This is a genomic window from Pedobacter sp. L105, from assembly GCF_009765875.1.
Lineage (GTDB): Bacteria > Bacteroidota > Bacteroidia > Sphingobacteriales > Sphingobacteriaceae > Pedobacter.
Genome location: NZ_LMUP01000004.1, coordinates 1360291 through 1383115 on the forward strand (window position 1 = coordinate 1360291; position 22825 = coordinate 1383115).

The 22825-nt window shown below is 40.2% G+C and carries 16 protein-coding genes; 15 read left to right on the top strand and 1 reads right to left on the bottom strand.

The annotated features are described in order from the left end of the window. Positions 1-38: 38 nt before the first annotated feature. A complete protein-coding gene (locus GSQ84_RS11040; RefSeq protein ID WP_158797263.1) occupies positions 39-593 on the bottom strand; it encodes a histidine phosphatase family protein in 555 nt (184 codons plus the stop codon). A gap of 190 nt (positions 594-783) precedes the next feature. Between GSQ84_RS11040 and GSQ84_RS11045 the strand changes: the two genes are divergently transcribed. The 15 genes from GSQ84_RS11045 to GSQ84_RS11115 all read left to right on the top strand — a co-directional run bounded on the left by GSQ84_RS11045 (position 784) and on the right by GSQ84_RS11115 (position 22821). After that, positions 784-1362: an RNA polymerase sigma-70 factor gene (locus GSQ84_RS11045; RefSeq protein WP_158797264.1), complete on the top strand. Its 579-nt coding sequence runs from the start codon at positions 784-786 to the stop codon at positions 1360-1362. Between the two features lie 59 nt (positions 1363-1421). After that, positions 1422-2597: a FecR family protein gene (locus GSQ84_RS11050; RefSeq protein WP_158797265.1), complete on the top strand. Its 1176-nt coding sequence runs from the start codon at positions 1422-1424 to the stop codon at positions 2595-2597. A gap of 233 nt (positions 2598-2830) precedes the next feature. Then, a complete protein-coding gene (locus GSQ84_RS11055) occupies positions 2831-6211 on the top strand; it encodes a SusC/RagA family TonB-linked outer membrane protein (RefSeq protein WP_254070830.1) in 3381 nt (1126 codons plus the stop codon). 12 nt (positions 6212-6223) lie between these two features. Beyond that, a complete protein-coding gene (locus GSQ84_RS11060) occupies positions 6224-7615 on the top strand; it encodes a RagB/SusD family nutrient uptake outer membrane protein (protein WP_158797267.1) in 1392 nt (463 codons plus the stop codon). 87 nt (positions 7616-7702) lie between these two features. After that, positions 7703-8635 (top strand): ABC transporter ATP-binding protein, encoded by a 933-nt coding sequence (locus GSQ84_RS11065; RefSeq protein WP_158797268.1) that lies wholly within the window; start codon positions 7703-7705, stop codon positions 8633-8635. 12 nt (positions 8636-8647) lie between these two features. Then, on the top strand, positions 8648-11035 hold the full coding sequence (locus GSQ84_RS11070) for a Gldg family protein (RefSeq protein ID WP_158797269.1): 2388 nt from the start codon (positions 8648-8650) through the stop codon (positions 11033-11035). 1 nt (position 11036) lies between these two features. Next, positions 11037-12383 (top strand): DNA mismatch repair protein, encoded by a 1347-nt coding sequence (locus tag GSQ84_RS11075; protein WP_158797270.1) that lies wholly within the window; start codon positions 11037-11039, stop codon positions 12381-12383. After that, positions 12380-13702, top strand: coding sequence for a DNA mismatch repair protein (locus GSQ84_RS11080; RefSeq protein WP_158797271.1), 1323 nt, complete (start codon positions 12380-12382; stop codon positions 13700-13702). The genes GSQ84_RS11075 and GSQ84_RS11080 overlap by 4 nt, the downstream gene beginning before the upstream one ends. A 34-nt stretch (positions 13703-13736) precedes the next feature. Next, positions 13737-16583, top strand: coding sequence for a pitrilysin family protein (locus GSQ84_RS11085; RefSeq protein WP_158797272.1), 2847 nt, complete (start codon positions 13737-13739; stop codon positions 16581-16583). A gap of 299 nt (positions 16584-16882) precedes the next feature. Next, a complete protein-coding gene (hemW, locus tag GSQ84_RS11090; RefSeq protein WP_158797273.1) occupies positions 16883-18025 on the top strand; it encodes a radical SAM family heme chaperone HemW in 1143 nt (380 codons plus the stop codon). Between the two features lie 152 nt (positions 18026-18177). Beyond that, complete coding sequence (locus GSQ84_RS11095; RefSeq protein ID WP_158797274.1) at positions 18178-18957, top strand: SDR family oxidoreductase; 780 nt, start codon at positions 18178-18180, stop codon at positions 18955-18957. 61 nt (positions 18958-19018) lie between these two features. After that, on the top strand, positions 19019-19570 hold the full coding sequence (locus tag GSQ84_RS11100) for a fasciclin domain-containing protein (protein WP_158797275.1): 552 nt from the start codon (positions 19019-19021) through the stop codon (positions 19568-19570). Between the two features lie 140 nt (positions 19571-19710). After that, positions 19711-20592 (top strand): cupin-like domain-containing protein, encoded by an 882-nt coding sequence (locus GSQ84_RS11105; RefSeq protein WP_158797276.1) that lies wholly within the window; start codon positions 19711-19713, stop codon positions 20590-20592. Between the two features lie 80 nt (positions 20593-20672). After that, positions 20673-21557, top strand: coding sequence for a cupin-like domain-containing protein (locus tag GSQ84_RS11110; protein ID WP_158797277.1), 885 nt, complete (start codon positions 20673-20675; stop codon positions 21555-21557). A gap of 166 nt (positions 21558-21723) precedes the next feature. After that, entirely contained in the window at positions 21724-22821 is a 1098-nt protein-coding gene (locus GSQ84_RS11115) for a VWA domain-containing protein (protein ID WP_158797278.1), read from the top strand. The last annotated feature ends 4 nt before the right edge of the window (positions 22822-22825 follow it).

Genomic DNA, 22825 nt, shown 5'->3' on the forward strand with positions numbered 1-22825 from the left:
TAATCATCGCCTGGTCACTAATGGAAAGAATATAAAATTTAAAAAACAGGGCAGTTTGCAGCTGGCACGATCCCTTCCTTATCAGTAGTGAGTACCCTGCTTTTGCCCTTACCGGTGATGATCCATATAGAATCGAAATCAGTACCGCTCCAGTTCAATTTTTTAGTCTTAATGCCCAGCGCTTTTGCCAGTTCAACAATATTTGCATGGTCCCACACAAATAAAACAACTCCCTTTTTGCCTTTCAGGTCTTCTCTGATACTTTCATAATCTGTTCCGCCAAATTCACTGTTGATGCTGAGGTTATATTTTATTGCAAAAGGCGAGATTGTTTGAAACATCCTTGATCGCATTGTTTTTTTTCCGTTGCCAATAGAAGGGATATAGATATAGTCCGGAATACCTACCTTTTTATTCAGCACGCTGATCAGCTTTAAAGAGCGGTTAAGTCCCATACAATTCAGGCTTTCATTCTGCTCCTGCTTCTCAGCATGCCTGATAATAATAATTTTTAGTTTTCCCTGTGACTTTGCTGATAAGCATAAAGTTAAACAGATGAGTACACATAAACAGGTTAAGATGCTTTTCTTCATAATACGAAAATACAATAAAGCATGATAGCGGCAAACTACTTACACGAATGGGAAAGAAATAACAAAACTCAATTTTTAATATCGGGTTTCAAAGGTGCTGCCAGTTGCTTCTAAGATACGGTTTGAGGTGTTAAAATAGATTAATATCATATTCATATAATTATCGTTATATTCGTTATCAGAATTTGCTATGACTCCTTATAATGAACTAACTGATGACGCACTTACTACTCTGTTAAAGGAAGAAGATCATGCTGCGTTTACGGAGATTTATAAACGTTACTGGGAGAAACTTTTTGTAGTTGCTAATAATCGTCTGAATGATGAAAACGATGCAGAAGAAGTAGTGCAGGATGTATTTTTCAGCATTTGGAAGCGTCGAAAAACATTAGAATTACAGTACACTTTAAATACATACCTATCTGTAGCCGTTAAGTATCAGGTGATCAATCGTCAATCCAGTTTATACAAAAAATCCATCCATAAAGAGTTATCTGAAGAAGATGAAGGAACTGCGGATGCTACCCATTTATGGTTTGCAGAAAGAGAACTTAAAGAACAACTCACATTAGCCATTAATAAGTTACCGGAAAAATGCCGGATTGTTTTTCTTAGAAGCCGCGAAGACGGGCAAACCAATGCCCAGATTGCAAATGATCTGAATATTTCGGAAAAAACAGTAGAAGCCCATATCACCAGGGCCTTAAACATACTGAAAAGCTTGTTACATGTGTCTACGCCACTATTGCTGCATCTGTTAAAAAAATAATTTTATTTTAATATAGGGTTAACACATACTTGCCTGACTATATAGGTAAATACATGTAAGTGGAAAGCGAAGGACCCAAATACGAAATCACTGAATTAGCCAATAAATGGCTGAAAGGGACTATTACACCCGAAGAAAAAGCCTATTACGAAAAATGGTATGGGGCATTCGATGATTCCGAAACAAATTTTCAGTACGGAAAATCACAGTCTGCGAAACAGTTGGGTGATAAAATATACGCTGTTTTATATGATCGTATTCAGGAAACAAAAGAGTTGGGCAATAAAAAACATGTTCTGCTACGCTGGACTGCTATTGCGGCTTCAATCCTGTTTTTTCTTTCATTTGGTGCCTATTTCTTAGTAAACAAAAAAGAGCAACTGCAAATTGCACATTATAAAAATGACATTCTGCCTGGTCATAACCAGGCTACATTGACCTTAGCTAATGGACAGAAAATAATTCTGGGCAAAGGATTATCCGGCACACTGGCACAGCAGGGCAATACATTGATCGTGATAAATGGGAAAAACACAATCAGCTACAATGCAATGGATAAGAAAGCGAATGTTGCTATTTCCTACAATACTCTTTCGACCGTTGTAGGCGAACAATCACCATATCCGCTAATCTTAGCAGATGGAACCAAAGTATGGCTAAACGCAAAGTCTTCTATTACTTTTCCTGTAGCCTTTACAGGCAAGGAGAGAATGGTAAAAATTACGGGTGAAGCCTATTTTGAAGTTGCCCATAATAGCGCCCATCCGTTTAGGGTAATCGTTAAAAACCAGACAGTTGAAGACATAGGCACACAATTTAACATCAATGCCTATGACGATGAAAACGTCATTAAGACAACGTTGCTTGAAGGAGCTGTAAAAGTATTTGTTCCAACCGCTTCTACCTCAGCCAGGAAAGATCAGGTACTGCTAAAACCAGGTGAGCAGGCAATTCTTAATCACGATGAGTTCAATGTGGCTAATGCCGATGTGGAGGAAACCATGGCCTGGAAAAAGGGATATTTCCGGTTTAACAATGAAAACATACAAAGTATCATGCGAAAGCTTTCCCGATGGTATGATATAGATGTACAATATACAGGAACAATTTCAGATGAAAAGTATTATGCAACAAGTTCCAGGTATAAAAGCATCAGTGAAGTGCTGAAAATGCTGGAAAAAACAAAAGGTGTTCACTTTAAAATTGAAGGAAGGAGGGTAACCGTTATGCAATAATATATACGCAGAGGGTAATCAATAAGTAAGCCATCCTGATTGGAGTCGGGATGGCTAAAGTTGGATTACCAAAATAATTTAAGCCTAAACTATTAATGAACCGCGAAGTGCCTGCCGCATCTTGACAAATGAAAAGGCGCTGCGCATTAACCCTACTTAAACAAATGTACAAATTTTACTCAAAAAATATTGTGCAGCCGCCAGGCTATACAGTAAAAAAAATCCTGTTGATTATGAAGTTGACTACTCTTCTGTTGATCACGGTTATCTTGCAGGTAAGCGCTAAGACTTTAGCCCAAAAAGTCACGCTTTCAGAAAGGAATGCTCCTTTGGTTGACGTTTTTAATCAAATCCAAAAACAAACAGGATATGATTTCGCATTTACTGTTAGCACGCTAAAAGATGCAAAACCGGTAAATATTGACGTAAAGAACGTCGAATTGAGCGAAGTGTTAAAAAAGGTTTTTGACGGGCAGCCTTTGGACTATTCCATTGAAAGCAAATCGGTAGTGGTTTCAAAGAAAGAACCTTCCTTGCTGTACGATCTTAAAAACAAGGCGGTGAAACTCCTTAACCTTTCGGCAGACATTAATGGCAGGATATTAGATAGCTTGGGCCAGCCCCTGATAGGCGCATCTGTAAGCTTAAAAAACACAAAATATTATACCCTAACTGATAATAAAGGAAATTTCAACTTTTCATCAGTACCGCAGGGTAAATATACGCTGGTGGTTACTTTTATAGGTTTCGACAAAATTGAAAAAGACATAGAAGCAAAAGGAGAAAAAATAACTTTAGGATTGGTGGTACACGGATCTACATCTTCTCTTGACCAGGTACAGGTTATCGCTTACGGAACGCAATCCAAGCGTTTCAGTGTTGGTTCTGTAGCTACTGTTACCGCAGAAGAGATCGAAAAACAACCAGTGACCAATGTTTTACAGGCGTTGCAAGGGCAAGTTGCAGGGCTGGCGATAAATTCCTCCAGTGGTGTACCGGGATCACAGGTTTTGGTCCAGGTACGTGGACAAAACACGTTGTCTTCCAACATAAATAACTTTAAGCCTTACGATCAGCCTCTATTTATTATCGATGGCGTACCCTTTGCCCCGCAAAACAGTAATATTAGTCAGTTGGGAAATCTTGCCGATGCACAATCCTCTACCGGCGGTATTAGTCAGGGAGGGGGAATAAGCCCTTTTAACAATATCAATCCCAACGACATAGAAAGTATCAGCATCCTTAAGGACGCAGATGCAACTTCTATTTATGGCACGCAAGGTTCCAATGGGGTCATCCTGATCACTACCAAAAGAGGGAAAGCCGGTAAAACAACGCTTGACTTTAACGTTAATACAGGTTTTAATTCGAATGCTCAACCCCTAACCTTTTTGAACACGCAGCAATATCTTCAATTGAGAAAAGATGCTTATGCCGCAGACGGTGTTACGCCTACAAACGATCCCAATGACTATTTGGGCTATGCGCCTGACTTAAAGATCTTTGATCAAAATAAGTACACAGACTGGCAGAAAGTTATAACAGGAAAAACCTCCAGTAATACAGATGTACATGCCAGTGTATCTGGCGGAACAACTGATCAAACTTTCCTTATATCTGCTGGTTATTCCAGGTCAGATTATAATTTCCCTGGCGATTTTTCCGATAAAAGATTTACGCTGCACAGTGCTTTACATAGTAACTCCAGGGATAAGCGTTTTAACATCGATCTGGTTAATGATTTCGGATATGATCAAAATAATTCCCCTACTTTTGGCGGCAGTCAGGATATCCTGCTGGCACCCAATTTACCCGATTTAAGAGATCCGGCCGGGAATTTAATTTGGAACTATAAGGGTGCAGATTTAGGCTCATATCAATTTTATAGTACGCTGATACAGCCCGCCAATCTGCAGAACTATAACTACAATAGCTCTTTGCATCTTTCCTATAATTTATTGAAAGGCTTAACAGTTTCTGCTAATCTGGGGTATAGCCGTAATACCACAGCCGAACATTCGGAAGACCCTTCAACCGCACAAGACCCGATGTATGCAGTTAATCCCAATGCAGCGTTTGGAAATACTGCCGCTCAAACTATTAATATCGAACCGCAGATAAATTACACCAAAACCATTGGTAAAGGTGTTTTTAGCGCATTATTAGGGTCAACATATAAAAAGAATACCAGCACTTCTACATTGACAGCAGGATATGGGTATTCAAATGATAATTTCCTGGGATCAATTAATGGAGCTGCAACGAATTATGCTTCTGACAATTCAAGCATCTACAGATACAGTGCCGCCTTTGCACGTCTTAATTATATTTATGATCAGAAATATATTATTAGCTTAACAGGCAGAAGAGATGGTTCGAGTAATTTTGGCCCGACACACCAATTTGGTAATTTTGGATCTGCAGGAGCAGGCTGGATATTTTCTGAAGAAAAAGCATTTAAAAATGCGCTGCCATTTTTCAGTTATGGTAAACTGTCCGGAAGTTATGGAACCTCAGGATCTGACGGTATACAGGCTTATCAGTATCAGTCATTATACAATCCAATTAACAATGTACCTGCTTTCCAGGGTACTAAACCAAGTGCCCCGGCTAACCTTTATAATCCTGATTATAGCTGGGCATTAAAAAAATCGCTGAACGTCTCGTTAGATTTCGGCCTCTTCACTAACCGACTCCTGCTAAATGCAACTTATTACAGAGATCGGGAAGGCAGTCAGTTAGTAGGCTATCAATTACCTTATCAAACTGGGTTTTCGAGTGTATTGGGAAATTTAAACGCAAATATCCAAAACAAAGGGTATGAATTTTCAGCTACTTCAACTAACATAAAAACCAGGGATTTCTCCTGGACTACCAGATTTAACCTATCCTTTAACCGCAACAAACTGCTTTCTTTCCCTGATCTGGCAACGTCTGCCTACAGCGATGAATATATACTCGGTCAGCCTACTTCTGTCCTATACGGTTTTAGGTACAAGGATGTAAACCCTGCAACCGGGCTATTTGAGTTTTATGACAAAAACGGAAATGTCACTTCTAATCCTACTTATGGATCGGCAGCAAATGGCGGCGATCAGGTTCCAATTGCAAACAGGGAGGTTAATTATATGGGCGGAATTGGCAATAATTTCACCTATAAACAGTTCAGCCTGTATGTTTTCTGTCAGTTTTCCAGCCAGAATGCCCCGAATTATCTATATGAAGCATATAGTGTCAATTCTCCAGGCTTGATTGGTAACGAGCCACTACCAATATTTAATAATTATTGGAAAAACCCGGGCGATAATGCCACACTTCAGCGATTAACGTCTAGTTTCAATTCAAGTGCACTTACTTCTGCCCAGGATTTTGCACAATCAAACGCAGTTTATAGCAATGACAGGTACCTGCGGTTGAAAACTGTATCCTTATCTTACGCACTGCCGGATGTTTTTCTCAAAAAAGTTCATGTTCAGGGGGCCAATGTTTATGTGAATGCACAAAACTTGCTGACTTTCACAAACTACAAGTTTGGCGACCCGGAACAACCTGGCTCTTATAGTTCTTTTCCTTTACAGCGTATTATCGCACTTGGTTTAAACGTCAAATTTTAAACGATTATTATCATGAGAAATCTATATTCTATCCATAATAAAATATTCGCGGGCTTGTTGTTAATGGCTATATGTACGCTTGTTTCCTGCAAAAAATTAGTTGAAATACCTGCCAATCCGCCAACGTCAATTACCAAGAACGAGCAATTTGCAGATAGTACATCCGCAATGTCTGCTATTGCCGGGGTTTATAATTATGGTGGAGGGTCTGGTTTTGCATACAGCGATGCCAACCTCACCATTACTACAGGGCTCTCCTCTGACGAATTATCCACTACGATTAATTCGGATCAGCAGCAATTTTACAGTTATAACTTAACCTCGTTAAACGGTGAGGTATCTTCGCTATGGATTAAGCCTTACAAAAGCCTATACCAGATAAATGATGTCCTGGATGGTATAACAAACAACAATAAATTTTCGGCCTCATTCGTAAAACAAATTACAGGAGAGATGAAGGTGGTTAGGGCATTATATTATTTTAATATGTTGAATATTTTTGGTGGTGTGCCGCTGGTTACTTCAATTGATTATAATACTACGGCTCATCTGCCCAGGGCTACTGTTGCTGCGGTTTACACCCAGGTTATAGCGGATCTCACAGATGCTGTTAAAAAATTACCGGCAAGCTATCCGTCGGCAGGAAAAGCACGGCCTAACCTTTATACGGCCTTAGCATTGTTTGCAAAAGTTCATTTATATCAGGGTCAATGGCAAGCCGCCTACAATGAAGCTGATTCGGTTATAAAATCGGGTATCTATACTTTAACCCCCAGCCCTAAGAACGTATTTCTGGATGGCAGTACAGAAGCTATATGGCAGCTCCCGGCGGTACAAACCTATCAGACAACAGCAGATGCGGGGAATTTTGTACCTTTTAGTGGATCAACACCTAATTTTTTAGTAACCCCCTTTTTGCTAAATGCTTTTGAAACAGGGGATCAGCGTCTTCAGGCCTGGGTTGGCGTATCTGTTAGCAATAATCAGAACCTTTATTACCCTTTTAAATACAAGAATAAAAAGCCATCCAATACTCCTGTGGAAGACTATATGATCTTCAGATTAGGTGAATTATACCTGATCCGTGCAGAAGCTGCCGCGCATCTTAACAATCTTACCGCAGCGCTCGCGGATGTTAATGTTATACGTGCCAGGGCAGGCTTAGCGGCCAGCACTGCTAATGCATCGCAGGATGCTGTGCTGAATGCGGTTATGCACGAAAGGCAAACAGAAATGTGTTTCGAGTGGGGAAGCCGATGGTTTGACTTAAAACGGACTGGCACAGCAGGGACTGTACTTAGTGCCGAAAAAACCGGCTGGAAGAATAATGCTGGCTTGTACCCACTACCACAATCGCAAATACAATCAAATAACCTGCTTACACAAAATCCAGGTTATAACTAATTAATACATTTCTGCTTGCAATATATTCAAGTCTAACCAGGTATAATTTATACCTGGTTAGCGGGCTTTTGTTTCAAAAAAATAAATATGGAAAATTCAATATTAAGTATAAAAAACCTGTCGCACCGCTATAATAGCAATTGGGCAATACGCGACATCAACCTGGAAATTAGTAAAACCGGAATTTTAGGCTTACTTGGTTCAAACGGTGCCGGTAAATCAACTACGATGAATATCATGTGCGGCGTATTGAACCAGACGGAAGGAGACGTTTATATCAATGGTGTTGACTTGCGTAAAAAACCGGAAGAAGCTAAAAGACAAATAGGTTTCCTTCCCCAAAATCCCCCCTTGTATTTAGACCTTACGGTGGATGAATATCTTATTTATACCGCTGAACTACGGAAAATGGATAACAGGATGATTAAATCTGCACTGGAAGAAGCCAAAGAACGTTGCGGCATTTCTCACTTCAGCAACCGCCTGCTCAAAAACCTATCAGGAGGTTACCGGCAGCGGGTAGGAATTGCGCAAGCGATTATCCATAAGCCTAAACTGGTAGTGATGGATGAGCCGACCAATGGCCTGGATCCAAACCAAATTACAGAGGTGCGAATGCTGATCAAAGAAATAGCTGTAGAACATGCGGTTATTTTTTCATCCCACGTTTTATCAGAGGTACAGTTGTTATGCAAAGAGATTAAAATGATAGCCGATGGCCGCATTGTTTTTTCTGATACAATGGATGCCTTTAACAACTACGTGGAACCACACAGTGTGGTCATGTACATGGAAAACCCGCCATTAGCAGATGAAATATTGAAGATAAGTGGCGTGAAGAATGTCGAATTCATTGCAGAGAGGCAGGCCCGCGTTTATTTTACCGGTGAGCGGGATATTACAGAACGGCTGATCGAGACAAGCGTACATAACGACTGGCGCTTACGGGAGATTATTCTTGATAAAACAGCCCTTGATGAAATCTTTAAGCAATTGTCTACTAAATCAAAGCAATCCTAATTTATCCAAATAATGAAATTAATTTTTAAAATAGCCAAGGCAGAACTGCGCAATCTATTTTACTCGCCAATAGCCTGGTTTTTAACCATCGCTTTTATGGTTCAATGTGGCATTACCTATACCCATATATTAAACAATTATGCTACTACACAGGAAATGGGCGGCATGGGATTGGCTTACTTGAGCCATTTAACAATCAAGACTTTTACTGGTCAGTATGGACTTTTTAACGAAGTTATGAGGAACCTGTATTTATATATTCCTCTGTTAACCATGGGGCTCATTAGTCGGGAAGTGAATGGAGGCACCATCAGTCTGCTTTATTCTTCCCCTGTAAAAATCAGGGAAATTGTGTTTGGTAAATACCTGGCTATGATGGTATATAGTCTAGTACTGTTGTTGGTAGTCGGTATTTTTATGGTTGCAGGTGTCTTCGACGTCAAATCGGCAGATTATGGCATGCTTTTATCGGGCGCCCTTGGTTTTTATTTGCTGTTATGTGCATATTCGGCTATAGGACTTTTTATGTCAAGTTTAACCAGCTACCAGATCGTTGCGGCAGTTAGCACTTTTGTCATGATAGGAGCGCTCAGCTATATAGGCACTTTGTGGCAGGATATAAATTTTGTGCGCGACTTAACCTATTTCTTATCCCTTTCAGGTCGTACCTTCCACATGCTTAACGGGCTGATTGCTTCCAAAGATGTTATCTATTTCATCGTTATTGTGTACATCTTTCTGGGCTTAAGTATCCTTAAACTCCAGGCTGGCAGGGAAACAAAAGCATGGTATATCATGGCCGGCCGGTACTGTAGCATTCTCGTTTCTGCACTGATTATCGGTTATGCAAGTTCCCGCCCAAACCTTATTGCTTACCTGGATACTACGGTTAATCAAGACAATACGCTTACCCCTAATGCACAAAAAATTGTTAAGGAATTAGGCGATAGTAAACTGGAAATTACCGAGTACAGTAACTTTTTAGATAACTTTTATACTTTTGGACTGCCTGAAGAACGCAATAATTATTTGAGTAGATGGGACCCCTATTTAAGGTTTAAGCCGGATATTGATTTCCATTATGTGAGTTATTATGACATGCCGCTAGCCTTAGATTACAACCTGTTTGAAAGTTATAAGGGTAAAACAATTAAACAGATTGCAGAACAAAGGGCTAAAGGCAGCGGTTTGAAAATGGCTATGTTAAAAACACCGGAGCAGATCCAAAAAGAAATTAACCTTAAGCCGGAGTTGAACAGGTTTGTAATGAAACTTACCTACAAAGGAAGGTCAACGTTCCTGCGGGTTTTCAATGATCAGACCGAATGGCCAATGGAAGCTGAAGTATCAGCAGCTTTTAAAAGGCTGATGCAAGCCAAAATTCCTAAAATCACTTTCCTGACCGGCGATGGGGAACGAAAAACAAGTAAGAAAAGCGACAGGGAGTATAGAACAGTAACAAGCGAAAAAACATTCCGGTACGCGCTCATCAACCAGGGTTTTGATGTTGATACGCTCTCTTTAAACACACAAAACATCCCGGATAATATTACGGCGCTGGTACTTGCAGATCCGCAAATTGACTTGAGTGCAATAGCAATGCAAAAGCTAAAGGCCTATATCGCTAAAGGAGGGAATTTATTAATTGCAGGTGAACCAGGCAGGCAGCAAATACTTAATCCACTGCTTAAAACCTTAGGTGTCCAGTTAATGAATGGTATGCTGGAACAGGAAACCGGAGATCACTCGCCTACACTAGTGTTGCCCTTTTTAACCAAAACTGCCATCAGTTTTTCGAAATTACTGGATAAGCCTTCGATAGATACTTTACCGGTATCGATGAATGGCGTAGCTGGCTTATCTTATCACGACACCAGTGGATTTGTGATAAAACCCTTACTTATGACTAAAGGTGGCACTGCCCGTATTACTATGAGGCGTAATCCTGATCTCGATATGGTTAATAATAATGAAGCAGCACATACGGAACCAACCCAGGTTATTCACCTGTCAAATATGGGTACTGGAAACCAGTCTGCTTTAATTCCTAAGAGCAGGCGCAATTCAAATGAGATCTATGCCACTGTATTAGCCTTAACCCGGCAAATAAATGGTAAACAACAACGCATAATTGTAAGTAGTGATGCCGACTTTATAAGTAACTCAGAATTAATAAGAAGGACCCCGAGTGCAGTTAACTTTAGTTTCAGCACGGCTTTATTCAGTTGGCTGGATTATGGTCAGTATCCGGTAGACACCTCCCGTCCGGATGCTAAAGACAATAGGGTGACGGTAAGCACCGACCATGTGGCCTTTTTATCGATTTTATATGTATGGATCTTACCCTGCCTGATCTTAATTTTCGCCACCATTTTCCTTATACGCCGCAGAAGAAAATAGTATGTTATTTACAACAGACAAACAAACACAGGAAAACCTGAATATTTTCGGGAAACAGGGAATGGACTCCGTCCTTTCCCTGTTTAACAGGACGGCAACGAATAATGGAGCAAAGATTTTGGAAGAAATGTTCCAAAACCCACTTTCCAATGCGGAAGCTATTAATAAGCGCATCGGGGTGATCAGCTATTTAAGCACTGTAAAAGCGGTATTTCCGTTCAGTGCTGAAATGTTCGACCAGGCAGAGCAGTACTTATCAAATACTGACGAAAGAACGAAACTATCGGCAGAAAAACCCACACTGGAGAAAAAATTGAGCAATTTGGTAGCAGCAAGCGCAGACCAAAAGCAAATCGTTAACGGGATAAATGCAATAATAGAAATTATCCATGAGTTGAGTGGTTTATTGAAAAACATCCTGCTTTTAACGGGCAGCCCCTTAAATAATGATCCCGAAACGATAAACATAGGCAAGCTGTTAATCACAGAACCGATTAGCCTGCTCCTGCAGGAAAAACCGAAAAACAAACGTTCAAAGGAAATTCTGTCAGCGTATGATGTAATGTTAAGGTTTAGTTATCGGGAAACGATCTGGCAGATACTCCGATACATCTACCACATGGATGTATATATCACAATTGCCAGGGTAGCCGCAGAGCGGGGTTTCATATTTCCTAAGGCACTGGCAAAAGAAGAAAATAGTATCCGTATAGAAGGTTTTTATCATCCCCAATTAAAGAATGCGGTGGCTAATACTTTAACCACAGGTGCTGATAGCAACGTTATTTTTTTAACCGGTGCCAATATGGCGGGTAAATCGACATTTATGAAATCGTTTGGAATTGCGATGTACCTGGCACACATGGGTTTTCCGGTAGCGGCAAAACAAATGGAGTTTTCCGTACTGGATGGCATTTTCACCACCATCAATCTCCCGGATAACCTCGGTATCGGCGCCAGTCATTTTTATGCGGAAGTACTACGGTTAAAAAAGATAGCTAAAGAACTGAGTACAGGAAAAAAAATCTTCGTGATTTTTGACGAGCTGTTCAGGGGAACCAATGTAAAGGATGCTTATGAAGCTACAATAGCCGTCACAACGGCCTTTGCCAGAAAGCTCGGCAGCGTATTCGTGATCTCTACCCATATTATAGAAGCCGGAGAAATCCTGAAAGAACGCTGTGCGAATATCAGCTTCCAATACCTGCCAACCAGGATGAAGGGCACTATCCCTGAATATACTTATACATTGGAGACGGGTATTACCGATGACCGCCATGGGATGATCATCATTAATAATGAAGGCATCCTGGAACTTTTAAAGAAAGGAAAGGAAATAATCAAATGAGTTTTATAGCCGATAAACAAACCCTGGAAGATCTGAACCTGTTGGGCAAATATAAACAGCAATCCATTTTTAACCTGTTTAATGCCGTTAAGACGGCAGGTGGTGAAAAATTGCTTGGCGAAATGTTTCAAAATCCGCTGAATGACCACGAGGCCATTGATGGGCGTAGTGCCATTTTTAACTATTTTCAGGCTAAAAAGTTGTCTTTCCCGTTCAGCAATGAGCAGTTCAGCACAATGGAGCATTATCTTAACGGTGTAAGTGGCAACAATTACCCGGCGGTCCTCATCAGTACGTTAAAGAAAAAATTCCTGGACGTCCTGATAAAGGATGAAGAATATCAGGAAATAAAAAAGGGTTTACAACATACTATATCTGCGTTAAACAATTGCAAAACTTTTATTGATTTGCTGGAGGATTCAGATAGCCCTATGTATGACGACTTACTTTATGTAAAGAATATTTTGGTTGAACTTAAACTGGAACAGTTATCACAGGAATCTGAAAATACCAGATGGCCCCTGCTGAAAGTTATCAAAGTTGACCACTTGTTAAGAACTGTAATGAAGTCAGCCCTAACAACAGTGCTGGAAATCTTTTACCAGCTGGATGTTTATATTTCTATTGCCGGCCTGGCGCAAACCAAAGGTTTTAGCTATGCGAAAGCCCTGCCGAAAGAAAGTAATATTTTAACTGCAGTGGCATTACGCCATCCGGGAATAGAAAAAGCTGTGGCTAATCCGGTTTCCTTCAGCCAAAATAGCAATATGATTTTTTTAACAGGGGCTAATATGGCTGGTAAGTCTACATTCATGAAGTCATTTGGTATCAATTTTTACCTGGCCCATATGGGTTTCCCTGTGGCGGCAAGAGAAATGGTATTTTCAGTAAAAGATGGCATCTATTCTTCCATCAATGTGCCGGATAATCTGAATATGGGCTATAGTCATTTTTACGCTGAAGTATTGAGGGTCAAAAAGGTGGCGGAAGAAGTAAGCAGTGGCAAAGATCTGGTGATCATTTTTGATGAACTGTTTAAAGGTACCAATGTAAAAGACGCCTATGATGCTACACTGGCGGTAACAGCATCCTTTAGCGAACACAGGAATTGCCTGTTTATCATTTCCACACATATTATTGAAGCAGGAGAAGCTTTGCAGCAGACGCAGGAGAACATTAAATTATTATACCTGCCCACCATTATGAATGGTTCTATTCCTACCTACACTTATCAGCTGCAGCCTGGCATTTCCAGCGACCGCCATGGTATGATGATCATTGAAAATGAAGGTATACTGGAACTACTGGGACAAGTATGAACTTATAAATAACCTATTACAAAATCAATAAATTATGCCGCTAAGATTAAATTGTGATCGCCTGGTACTGGCTTTCCTCACTATTTCCCTCCTATCGTATAAAACCTTTGCGCAGGGATCACGGGCTCAAAAACAGCAGCAATCGGTTTTGCCGCTTGATCCTGCTGTTCGCACTGGGAAGCTGGCAAACGGTTTTACCTATTATATCCGTCATAATGAAGAGCCTAAAGATAGGGTGATGTTATACCTTGTTAATAAAGCAGGCTCAATTTTAGAAGATGATAACCAGCGGGGACTGGCGCATTTTATGGAACATATGAGTTTTAACGGCACCAAACATTTCCCGCATAACGAGCTGGTCGATTACCTGCAGAAGGCAGGTGTGCGCTTTGGTGCCGATATTAATGCTTATACCAGCTTCGATGAAACGGTGTATGAGCTACCTCTCCCCTCCAACAAACCAGAATTGTTAAAAGGTGGCTTGCAGATCATGCGCGACTGGGCACATGAAGCACTGCTTGACACGGGTGAAATTAATAAGGAACGTGGCGTGGTATTGGAAGAGAAGCGTTTGGGTAAGGGCGCTTCTGAAAGGATGAGACGTGAATACTTTCCTGTTATCCTGAACAATTCCCGTTACGCAGAACGTATCCCCATTGGTCTGGATACTGTATTGAATAATTTTAAAAGGCCGGCTATTGCAAGTTTTTACAACGACTGGTATAGACCTGATCTTCAAGCATTAATCATAGTAGGCGATATTGATGTAAATCAGATCGAAGCTCAGGTGAAACAACAGTTTGCCAGCTTAAAAAATCCTGTACACGAAAGGGTGCGTAACAAATATACCGTGCCGCTGAGCGGTAAAAACCAGTTTATTTCGGTAACTGATAAAGAGATGGCTGCCACCGAAGTAGAAATTATGATCAAACATAAGGCTCCCGCATTAAAAACAGTGGCAGATTACCGCACCGCATTAATTAAAGGCCTGTTTGACCAGATGCTAAGTGCGCGTTATGCAGACTTACTAAGAAAAGCCGATCCGCCGTTTATTAGTGGCAGTGCTGGCATCTCTGGTTTCATGGGCGGGCTTGACGCTTACGATGTTACTATGCAGGCCAAACCCGGCGAATTAGAAAGAGGTTTTAAAGCAGCATGGAGGGAAACGGAAAGGCTGAAACGTTTCGGATTTACAATAACAGAATTGGAAAGGGCTAAAACAGCCTACCTCAACAATATAGAAAGCACCCTTAAGGAGAAAAGCAAAACCAATTCAGCCAGTTATATTAAGGAATACCAGGCTTATTTCTTAACCGATGAAGCTGCGCCCGGAATTGAAAAGGAATATCAATTAACTAAAGACCATTTGCCTGGCATTTCACTAACAGATGTAAATAGCCTTGCATCAACCTATATCACTAATACCAATCGTGATATACTGATCCTGGCACCTGAAAAGGAAAAAAGCAGTCTGCCTGATGAATCCGTAATAAATAGCTGGCTTAAAGCCGTAGCAGCGGAAATACTTACTCCTTATAAAGACGATGTAAGTTCTAAGCCTTTGTTAAGTAACATACCCATTCCTGGTAAAATTAAAAACGAAGTCCTAAATAAGAAATTAAACATTACTACGATTACATTGAGCAATGGCTTAAAAGTACTATTGAAACCTACAGATTTTAAAAACGACCAGATCATCTTTAGCGCTTTTGCATCCGGAGGCACTTCTTTGTACAGTGATGCAGATTATCAATCGGCAGCCAGTGCATCCGCAATTATTGCATCAAGCGGCGTAGGAAATTATAATACGGGCGAATTGAGTAAATACCTGGAAGGTAAACAAACCGGTGTAAAACCTTATATTACTGAAAGGTTCCAGGGCATAAGTGGTGGTTCAACGCCAAAAGCCCTGGAAACGGCCATGCAATTGGTATATGCTTACTTTACCGAACCAAGAATAGACACCGCCATTTTTAAGGGAATCATCACACGTTCCAAAGCTAGTCTGGCAAACAGGGCCAACGATCCCGGCACTGTGTTCAGCGATACAGTAAGCGCTGTTATGGGAGGTTATAACAGCAGACGAACCGCGCCTACCCTTCAAAAATTAGCGCAAATTAACCCTGACAAAGCCTATCGGATCTATAAGGAACGCTTTGCAGATGCGGGTAATTTCACCTTTACTTTTGTTGGTAATATTGATTTGAATATCATTAAACCATTGCTGGAAAAATACCTTGGTTCATTACCATCAGTAAATCAGCATGAACAGGCAAAAGATTTGAACATTCAGCCTCCGCTCGGCAGGATGGAGAAAACGGTTTACAAAGGCAGCGAGCCTAAAGCTACTGTTTATCTGATATTCAACGGCAAGTATGATTACAGTCCCGGGAATAATGTGAAGATGAATGCTTTAAAAGAAACCCTGGAGATCCGCCTTTTAGAGCGGTTACGCGAAGATGAAAGCGGTGTGTATAGTCCTGGTGTTGAGGTGAGCAAGACCAAACTGCCGCAACAGCGGTATAACTTTGTGGTGTATTTTAGCTGCGCACCACAAAATGTTGACCAACTAATTGCCTCTGCATTGGATGAAATTAATAAACTCAAAACCGAGGGTCCTCCACAAGCTAATTTAGACAAATGGCGTGCAGAAGATAAAACGAGCTTTGAACCGCAGCTAAAAACCAACGACTTCTGGCTGGGCTACCTGAATGGGCAGTTACAGAATGACCAGGATCTGGACCAGATAGATCATTACAATGATTTATTAAATACTGTAAAACCGGACGACGTCAAAAGCATGGCAGGTAAATACCTGAGCGGAGAGAATTATATCAAATTGATCCTTATGCCAGAGGGGTTGAAACAGCCAAATAATTAAGATAAAACAGCAGTCTTGACAATCCGCTGGATAATATTTGATCCTTCGCACTATCGTTCTTTATAGGGTCAGTTAATGGTTAATAGTTAGTTTAGTTTGAGCGCCGCCTGTGCAGGCGGCGTTTTTTATAGCTAACGAATACCATAGTTTTTAATCGCCATACTTTTGTTACTTTTGCCACTCGACAAAATTGAACTTAACACCTGAGTAACAAAAATGGAATAAGGTAAAATTAATTTAAACACTTAAAGTTAAGTTGATCTTTCTTATTCTCTCAGGGATTATACACTCCTAAAAACATGGCCGGTATTTATATACACATCCCCTTCTGCAAACAAGCATGCAATTACTGCGACTTTCACTTCAGTACTTCATTAAATGATGTAGATGAGATGACCAATGCCATCTGTAAAGAAATTATTCTCAAAAAAGACAGGATTACCGAACAGATAGGCAGCATTTATCTGGGTGGCGGAACACCTTCGCTTTTACCGGAAAAATCACTTCAAAAAATATTCAATACCCTAACTACTCATTTTTCTATTTCAGCAGATGCTGAAATCACTATTGAAACTAATCCGGATGATCTGGACGCCCGAAAAATAGCAGAATTAAGACAACTGCCTGTAAACCGCTTCAGCATCGGGGTACAATCTTTTTTTAATGAAGATCTGGTCTGGATGAACAGGGCCCACAATGCTGTTGAGGCAGAGAGCTGTATCAAACGCAGTCAGGATGCCGGATTTGAAAACCTGAGCATTGACCTGATCTATGGTTATCCTTTATTAACAGATGAAAAATGGCTGGGCAATATTAACAAAACTATCAATCTGCAGATTCCACATATCTCCGCCTATTCTTTAACCGTAGAGCCACGTACAGCCCTGGCTGCAGCGATAAAAAAAGGTAAGCAAATTCCGGTTAATGATGAACAGAGTGCGGCACAATTTATTTTCCTGATTGAAAAACTGGGTGCTGCAGGTTTCGACCAATATGAAATTTCCAATTTTAGTTTACCCGGAAAACATGCGGTCCATAACACAAACTATTGGAGAGGCATTCCGTACCTTGGCATTGGCCCTTCGGCGCATGGCTTTAATGGAAATGTAAGATATCTGAACATAGCCAGTAACCATAAATATATGACACAACTGGCCTCAGACCATTTAGCTGAAACCATCGAAGAATTAGATATTTATGATCGGTTTAATGAATATATCATGACTTCGCTGCGAACCATGTGGGGAACAGACCTGAACAAGATAAAGAATGATTTTGGAAAACCATTTCTGGAGGAAACCCTGAAAAACATAAAACCTTTTATTCAGAGGGACTGGCTGAAAAATGAAAATGACAATTTGATCCTTACGATGGATGGAAAGCTGTTTGCAGATTACATAGCATCAGAGTTATTTCTATTGAACGAAGACCAGGACTCATAAAACAAATAGATAAGATGAAACCTGCATGAGTTTACAGCTACCAAAAAGAAACGAACCAAGCTTGCGAGTTCTTTAACACAAATAAAATCAATAAGAACTAGTGAAAATTGGCTCATGCAAGCTTCATAACCGATAAAAAGAAATACATTCCAATGAAAAATAAAGTAATATGGATTACAGGAGCTTCTTCAGGTATTGGAGAAGCCCTTGTATATGCTTACAATAATATAGGTGCAAAGTTGATTATTTCTTCCCGTAACCGGGATGAACTGTTCCGGGTTAAAGCCAATTGCAAAAATCAGATCAATGTACATGTTCTTTCCCTCGATTTGGAAGATACAGCAAATCTGGATCATAAAGCAAAAGATGCACAAAAGATTTATGGACAAATAGACATGCTCATCAATAGCGGCGGTTTAAGTCAGCGGTCATTGGTATTAGAGACAGCCATTGCCATTGAACAAAAGATCATGAACATCAACTTCTGGGGGACGGTTGCGCTCAGTAAAGCAGTGTTGCCAAACATGATCGCCAATGGCGGCGGAAAAATCGTTTGTATCAGCAGTGTGACTGGTAAATTCGGCAGACCATACCGGGCAGCGTATGCGGCATCAAAACATGCCATACATGGATATTTTGATTCATTGCGTGCTGAAGTAGCCGATAAAAACATTGATATTACGATTATATGCCCTGGTTTTATCAAAACAAACCATTCCCTGCATGCCCTGACAGCTGACGGCGCATTATATGATAAAATGGACACAGCCCAGGAAAACGGTCTTTCAGCCGAAGATTGCGCCAAAGAAATACTCAAAGCTGTTCAGGAAAATAAAGAAGAAGTATTTATCGGAGGTAAAGAAATAAAAGGGGTCTTATTCAGAAGGTTTTTCCCAAAAAGATTCTCAAATTACATCAAAAAGCTCTATTAGCAGATTACAAAACCAAAGCCTAATCAATCTACGTATCTTCTCGTATACTAACAAAAACCATATGAAAAGATTATTTTTACCTGCATTTGTCATAGTAGCTATGGCATTTTCAACACACGTTTACGCGCAAAAAAACCCGATGGTGGGCGGTGCTGAAATGTATTCCAACAAAGACATCGTTGACAATGCAGTAAACTCAAAAGACCATACTACACTAGTTGCTGCTGTTAAAGCTGCCGGACTGGTAGAAACATTAAAAAGTGCAGGACCATTTACTGTATTCGCACCAACCAATGAAGCATTCGATAAATTACCTGCCGGAACTGTAGAAACAATTTTAAAACCAGAAAACAAAGATATGCTGGTTAAAATCCTGACTTATCATGTTGTTGCTGGCAAGATGGACTCAAAAATGATCGCTAAAGCAATCAAAGCAGGAAATGGTAAAGCTGAATTAACAACAGTTGCCGGTGGTAAATTATGGGCTTCTATGAAAGACGGTAAATTAATACTGACTGATGAAAAAGGCGGAATGGCTACGGTAACCATTGCGAATGTAATGCAAAGCAATGGCGTGATTCATGTTATTGATACCGTGTTAATGCCAAACTAAATAATATCTTTTTTTAAAACTAATTGGAAACACAGCTGTAATAGCTGTGTTTTTTTATTGTCAGAATTTTTTATTTTCCCCGCTGGCCGAACGTAAATTATCCATTTTATATAATTTTACACTATTAACATTATTTTAACATGAAGTTTGATCTCTCTCAGATTGATTGCGTTGATAATATTTCTAAAGAAGATTTTGAAAAAAATTATCTGAATAAGCGCAGACCATTGGTAATCAGGAATATGGCTAAGACATGGCCAGCTTATGAAAAATGGTCAATGGATTATATGAAGGACGTAGTGGGCGATAAAACTGTTCCGCTCTATGATAGTTCAAAAGCAGATCCATCCAAACCAATTAATGCATCGGCCGCAGAGATGAAATTCGGGGATTATATAGACCTGATCAGGACTAAACCTACCGATCTTCGCATTTTCCTGTTCGACCCTATCAAATATGCCCCTAAATTATTAAAGGATTATATCGCACCAAAAAACCTGATGGGAGGATTTTTGGATAGCTATCCCAATATGTTCTTTGGCGGAAAAGGTTCTGTTACCTTTTTACATTATGATATAGATATGGCGCATATTTTCCATACACATTTTAATGGCAGAAAGCACGTGATCCTGTTTGAAAACAAATGGAAGGATCGTCTCTATCAAATTCCATATGCTACTTATGCACTGGAAGATTACGACGTGGAAAATCCTGATTTCGAAAAATTCCCGGCACTTAAAGGGGTAAAAGGTGTAGAAGCCTTCCTGGAACATGGAGATACTTTATTTATGCCTACAGGTTACTGGCACTGGATGAAATATCTTGACGGCTCTTTTTCCATCAGCCTCAGAGCATGGGACAAATCCTGGGCGGTAAAAGCAAAAAGTTTATATAACCTAACTATTCAGCGTAAATTTGATGATTTTATGAAGGCAAATTTCAGGGAGAAATATATGGCATGGAAAGAACGCCTTGCCGAAAAACGGGCAAACAAAGCAATGCTGCGTCATCTTCCTGAATAATTGTGGCCATCGCTGGCTTTTTATGTAAATAAATAAAATTTAATTTACACATTTGCTCTCTAACAAGATTCATTCTTATTATGAGCTTCATACTAAAGTCAGTAGATACCGTAGAGAGTATTAGCCCTGAAGATTTTAAAAAAAACTACCTCATCCCCAGAAAACCTCTGATTATTAAAGGCCTAACAAAAAGCTGGCCTGCAAGGGAGAAGTGGACAACAGCATATCTTAAGGAAATAGCCGGTGAACTCGAAGTTCCTTTGTATGATAACGCCAAGGCAGATCCCTCTAAACCGATTAACTCTGCTGCTGCACACATGAAATTTGGTGATTATCTTGACCTGATCAAAAGAGAGCCTACTGAACTCCGCATATTTTTCTTTAACCTGTTTAAGCACGTTCCCAGCCTGATCAATGACGTCGTTCTTCCAAAAGATTTGATGGGCGGTTTTATAGAAAGCATGCCTGCTATGTTTTTTGGCGGTTCAAATTCTGTTACTTTCCTGCATTATGATATAGACCTCCCGCATCTTTTCCATACCCATTTTGGAGGTAGAAAACACATCATTCTATTTGATAACAAATGGAAAGAGCGTTTATATTGTATTCCGAACGCAACTTATGCCCTGGAAGATTATGATGTGGCCAATCCCGATTTCGAGAAATTCCCTGCCTTAAAAGGAGTAGAAGGATATGAAGTTTTTCTTGAACATGGCGATACGCTCTTTATGCCAACAGGAATGTGGCACTGGATGAAGTATCTGGACGGTTCTTTTTCACTGAGCTTAAGGGCATGGGATGCATCACCAGTGAGAAAGGTTCAGAGTATCTTCAACCTGGCTATCAAAGGCGGTTTGGATAGCTTACTGAAAATGGCGTTTAAAGCACCTTATGCTGAATTCAGAGAAAAATTAGCTATCAAAAGAGCAGAAAAAGCCCTGGCAAAAGGATCGCCAAGAAAGTAATATTTCTTAGCCGGTTTTTAAACTTTTCGTTAAACTGATTGTCTTAATTATTCATTAAAGACACAAGCGGTTTATTTCATTTATTTTTACCCTGGTATTTTTACAAGCCGGCAACATAATTGAGCGGGCAAACTTTTACCTTCGGTAATCCGTTAATATATAGCATATGAGAGGCTTCCATTTTTCTGATTTTCAACCTGATGATCTGCCCAAAGGCGGATTTGATGAACTGCTGAAGTTATTCACGCAATTATTGAATTATACAGCAGGTGACGCAGGCGAAACTCTCGCCTGGATGAATGAATTGGATAAACAGTATAAGTTTACCAACGGTGACTATGGTATGGGCGATTTTATCGATGAGCTTAAGGACAAGGGATATATTAAAGAAAATTCTAAAGATGGGGATATGGAGATCACTTCTAAAACGGAGCAGACCATTCGTAAATCTGCTTTGGAAGAGATCTTTGGTAAATTGAAAAAAGCCGGCAAAGGAAACCACAACAGCAATATCTCCGGGATCGGAGAAGAAAAAAATGCCGACCGCAGGGAATATTCTTTCGGGGATAGCCTGGATCAGATCGATATGACCGCATCAATACAAAATGCACAGATCAATCACGGAATCGGTAATTTCACCTTAACAGAACGCGACCTCGAAGTTGAGGAAAAGGATTTCAAAACCCTTACTTCTACCGTATTGATGATCGACATCTCCCACTCCATGATCTTATATGGAGAGGACAGGATCACTCCAGCCAAAAAAGTTGCCATGGCCCTTGCCGAACTGATCAAAACAAGATATCCGAAAGATACCCTTGATATTGTTGTTTTTGGTAACGATGCATGGCCAATTACCGTGAAAGACCTGCCTTATCTGCAAGTGGGCCCCTACCATACCAACACGTTTGCGGGACTGGAACTGGCAGCAGATCTGCTGCGCCGACGTAAAACGCACAATAAACAGATTTTTATGATCACAGATGGTAAACCCACCTGTCTGAAAGAAAATGGCCGTTATTACAAGAACAGTATGGGCCTCGACAGAAAAGTGATCAATAAAACGCTGAACATGGCGGCTCAATGCAAACGCCTCAATATCCCCATTACAACTTTTATGATTGCACAGGACCCTTACCTGCAGCAGTTTGTAAGAGAATTTACCCAGATCAACGGAGGAAGGGCTTTCTATAGCTCTCTTACCGGTTTAGGTGAATACATATTTGAAGATTACATTAAAAACAGAAGAAAAACAGTTCGATAATTCG